Source organism: Chthoniobacter sp. (assembly GCF_040003245.1).
Lineage (GTDB): Bacteria > Verrucomicrobiota > Verrucomicrobiia > Chthoniobacterales > Chthoniobacteraceae > Chthoniobacter.
Genome location: NZ_JBDUCX010000364.1, coordinates 1 through 4,609 on the forward strand (window position 1 = coordinate 1; position 4,609 = coordinate 4,609).

General features: G+C 60.2%; 4 protein-coding genes. All 4 read right to left on the reverse strand.

Features of this window, described 5'->3' with window-relative positions:
• The coding region (locus tag ABJF10_RS29470) for an NAD(P)H-dependent oxidoreductase subunit E (RefSeq protein WP_348548182.1) at positions 1 to 1,327 on the reverse strand (1,327 nt) is incomplete at its 3' end.
• Between the two features lie 7 nt (positions 1,328 to 1,334).
• Positions 1,335 to 1,769, reverse strand: a complete 435-nt coding sequence (locus ABJF10_RS29475; protein WP_348548183.1) for a hypothetical protein — start codon at positions 1,767 to 1,769, stop codon at positions 1,335 to 1,337.
• A gap of 951 nt (positions 1,770 to 2,720) precedes the next feature.
• Positions 2,721 to 3,275 carry a hypothetical protein gene (locus tag ABJF10_RS29480; protein ID WP_348548184.1) on the reverse strand — a complete coding sequence of 185 codons (555 nt, stop codon included), beginning with the start codon at positions 3,273 to 3,275 and terminating at the stop codon, positions 2,721 to 2,723.
• A gap of 297 nt (positions 3,276 to 3,572) precedes the next feature.
• Positions 3,573 to 4,609, reverse strand: a 1,037-nt coding sequence (gene nuoD / locus ABJF10_RS29485) for an NADH dehydrogenase (quinone) subunit D (protein WP_348548185.1), incomplete at its 5' end; no start/stop codon positions are given.

Consider the following 4,609-nt stretch of genomic DNA (forward strand, 5'->3'; position numbering starts at 1 on the left):
CGTAATAGCCGGGCTTCTTCACGTCGCCGCTCACGCACAGGATGCGCGTGCCGGTATTGTTCGGCTTGCCAAGCTTGGCGTATTCCGCCCCGCCGCCCATGGCGAGGATGTGCTTCACGTCGCACAGGGTCTCGACATTGTTCACGATTGTCGGGCACTGATACAGGCCGAGCACCGCCGGAAAATAGGGCGGCTTGATGCGCGGATAGGCGCGCTTGCCCTCGAGCGATTCGATGAGGCCGGTTTCTTCGCCGCAGATGTAAGCGCCCGCGCCGCGGTGCACGTAGATCTCGAGGTCGAAGCCGGAGCCGAGGATGTTCTGGCCGAGGAAGTTTTTTGCCCGCGCTTCGGCGAGCGCTTTTTCCAGGATCTGCGCGCCCTCGGGGAATTCGCCACGGATGTAGATGTACGCGAGATGGGCGTCGACCGCCAGGCAGGAGATCACCATGCCCTCGATCAACTGATGCGGGTCCTGGTGAATGATGTAGCGGTCCTTGAACGTGCCGGGCTCCGATTCGTCCGCGTTGCAAATGAGATACGTCGGCTTCGGACCGCCTCGCTTGATGAAGCCCCACTTCACGCCGCAGGGGAAGCCCGCGCCGCCACGCCCGCGCAGGCCGGATTTCTTCACCTCGTCGACGATTTCCTCGGGCTTCATCTTGAACGCCTTTTTGAGCTGCTCGTAGCCGCCGTCGTTGAGGTAGCAGTCGATGTCGTTCGTCCAGCCGTCGCGGTCGATGTTCTTGAAAACGATGCGCTTCTCACGCGGGTGCGGTTTGCGGATTTTGGGCAACGTGGCGTCGCTGCGCTTGAGCTTCAGCAGTTTGGCGGCGTCTTCGAGCTTCACGCTCTCCTTGAAACAATCGTCCACCATGGCCACCGGCGCGGTGCCGCAACTGGCGAGGCATTCGACAAACTCGATGGAGTATTCGCCATCGGCGGAAACGGCGATGGGATTGCCATGGCCGGCATTGGCGTGATGCGCATTGTCCTCCGCCCACTTTTTCAAATCGATCCCGGCGGCGGCGGCCACCTTGTCGCGCAGCTCGTAGCTGCCGGCCATCGAGCAGGAGAGCGTGCGGCACACGCGGATGTGGCGCTTGCCCGCGGGATGGCGGCGGAACATCGGGTAGAACGTGACCAGTTCGAGGATATTGATCGGCTGCAACTCCAGCTTCTTCGCGATCCAGGAGACGGCTTCGTCGCTGATGAAACCGAAGTGTTCCTGCCAGAGGTGCAGCAGGGGCAGCGAAGCGCTCCGCTTCTGCGCGGGATAATGCGTGATCGCTTCGTCGATTTTTGCGAGCAGGTCAGTTGGGACGTCCATTAGAAAATCAATTGGGCTGGCTCGGCGGCGGCGGGGCGGGGCGTTCGCTCTCCACAGGAGCCTTTTCGGTGCGTTTGGCCGGCGAAGGTCGCGGCACCATCCGGCGCTGCTCACTCTCCTCCGGCGCCGGCGTTTCGCCAAAATGGTCGACGTGCTTGCTCAGCTTGTTGTCCACGAAGTGCAGCACAATCGTGCGACCGTTCTCCTGGTAGTAGTAGCGGACGATGGGCAGTTCCCTGGTGCGCTGCATTTCAATCGGGTAGGTCTCCATCCGCGTCGGCTGGCCGAGCACCGATTCCACCTCCTTGATGGTCACCTCCTTGCCACTTTTCTCCGCCTGCTCGTAGAGCCGATTCACCGCATCGATATTACGATCCGCCAACCGAGGACCACAGGCCGAAAGGCCGAGGACGAGAGAAAAGGAGAGCGCGGTGGCGGGCATGGAACGCACGTTGGTTCGCAGTGTGCGAATGACGCCGCAGACTCGCAAGCGGAATTTGTGAAACTTTTCACAAGCGTTCGTTTTTTCCGGCCACCGATCACCGGGGCAGAGGGGTCTGGAGACGTTCATGGCGACGCACCACATGCTCTCAGGTTCGATAAATTCTGGAATTAAATTTTCGACTCCATCGCCTGGTCACACGCTGGCCCCAATCCTCCCCTCAGGCGCCATATTTCACACGGTTTTCGCGAGACCGTCACCGTTCGGACACATCGGTCCGGGATCATGCGATCGCCTCAAGGCACCACTTCGACTTCACCAATATTTGCGGCCATGCGATCGGGGGATAATGTGGCCGCACGAGTGGAGCGGCCCACTTCGCGTCTCGGCGCGGAGTGGGCCGCGAAGTCCTCCCCGGAAGGGCCAGGCCGCGCTCACGACCTGAACAGAAACTGCGGCAGCGACCCCTGCTTTGAGGCACGACGAGTGAATTTTCCGCAATGGAGCCAACGGAACCAATGGGGCAATGCACATTTTGCGCCGTGTCATGGCACACTTCCCCGCATGAACTCCGACAAATACCCACTTCGCCCGCCATGGCAAAGTTGCCCACTTCCTGCCCGCCATCCGCTTGGAACAGTCAAGGCGTCCCGGCGAAGTAAAGGCATCCGATTTAAGGTGCCTTAAGCCCCGTTAAGCCGATTTAAGGTGCGAGTTTTTTAAAACACAGGCTTGCCCACCATATCCTGGGCGCGGCGTAGGGATTATTCCCGTAGTTCCACCGTTGCCCAGAAAAATGGCGGCAGAGGGCGCGTCTCAAGCCAAATCAAGGTAAATCAAGCCTTCTCAAGCCTCCGCAATTTTCTCACCCACGCGCCGGGAACCGCCGTGAGCACGAATCAGGGCTTAAATCGGAATTCCGAACCGACGAGGAGACCTGTCGAATCCCAGCTAGCGGGCGGCGGCGCGCACGATCTCGACAACCGCCTCTTCCATTTCGTCCAGCGGCTGGACAATCGGTTGAGAAGGCGTCCGAGGAATCGCCGGCTGGATAGCGGGCGCCGGAGAAATGCCTTTTCGCGCCTCTTCCAACGCCTGCCGCAGCCCAACCATCTCCACGACCAGTTCCGCGATGTGCCGATCACGATCACGCAATTTCATTTCCATGTCCTCACCCTTTTGCGCCAGAGCGTGGCGGATAACTTCCAGGTCGATGCGCAGGCGGTCGCGCTCGCTGGTCACTTTCGCCAACTTGGCCTGGAAAGCGACCGCACGCATGGCCTCATTGGCCAGGCGATGGCGCTCCGCCCGCAATTCCACAATGCCTTCATTAAAATGGGCGAGATCCTTCTCGGTCTTTTCCAGGATCTGCTTCAACTGGGCGTATTCGTTGGATTTCCCCGCCAACTGCCGCTGAAAATCCGCGGCCAGCTCCTGTGCCTGAACCAGGTCATTTTGCAGCGCCACATGATCTGCCGCCAGCGATCCGGTGAGATTCGGATTCACCAACCTGGCGGGCGATGGCGCGTCAGCCGGAAGCGCCGGACCTTCTGGTCGCCCAGGCTGCGGCGGTTCCAAGCTCATAGACTTTCGATAGCACACATACGTAGTCGACCTCATCAGCAATCGCTATGCCTTCCGTGTTAAACAAAGAACATACTCTACGGTTGCCTGGCGCCGAGGAACTTACGCTGCAAGATTATCCGCAGATCGATGCCGCTTTGTGCGCGGGGAGGACAATTTCTCGCGCGTGAAACGCACGCTCGCGGCCCAAAATGTCCGTTCAAGGGAGACGGATGCAATCTACCGGTCGCACTCGCCCATCACGAAATCGAGCGAGCCGAGGATGGCGACGACGTCGCTCATCATGTGGCCGGGCAGAATCTTCGAGAGGATGGAGAGATTGCAGAACGACGGGGCGCGAATCTTCAGGCGATGCGGGGTGCCGCCGCCCTTGGAGTAAATGTAGAAGCCGAGTTCGCCCTTCGGGTTCTCGTGGCCGAAATAGATTTCGCCGGGAGGCGCATCGACGCCTTCGGTGTGCACGATGAAGTGGTGGATGAGTTCCTCCATCTTCGTCAGCACCGCGGTCTTGGGCGGTGGGAAGTTTTTGTTATCCGTGACGTTGATGGGGCCACCAGGAAGCTTGTCGATGACCTGATGAAGGATGCGCACCGACTGCCGCATCTCTTCCATGCGGACCAGATAGCGGTCGTAGCAGTCGCCGACGGAGCCGATCGGCACATCGAACTCGTACTGCTCGTAACCGAGATACGGATGCTTCTTGCGCAGATCGTGGTCCACGCCGGAGCCGCGGAGATTCGGGCCGCTGAGGCCGAAGTTGATCGCTTCTTCCTTGGTGATGCTGCCGATGTCCTTGGTCCGGTCGACGAAGATGCGGTTGCGGGAAAGTAGGCCGTCGATCTCATCGATCACCCCGGGGATCTCGCCGAGGAATTTCTTCAGCAGATCGAGGAACCCATCCGGCAGATCGCGCGTCTGGCCGCCGACGCGGGTGTAGCTGGTGGTGAAACGGGCGCCACTGAGAAGTTCGACGAGATTGTAGATCTTCTCGCGCTCGGTGAAGGTGTAGAGGAAGACGGTCATCGCGCCGCAATCCATGGCGAAAGCGCCGACTCCGAGGAGGTGCGAGGAAATGCGCGCGATCTCGCAGCAGATCACGCGGATGGCCTGCCCGCGCGGCGGCAGCGTCCAGCCCATGAGCTTTTCCACGGCCAGCGCGTAGGCCACGTTGTTCGCGATGGGAGCGAGGTAATCCAGCCGATCCGTGTAGGGGATGAACTGGTTGTAGTGCATGTTCTCGGCGATCTTTTCGTCGC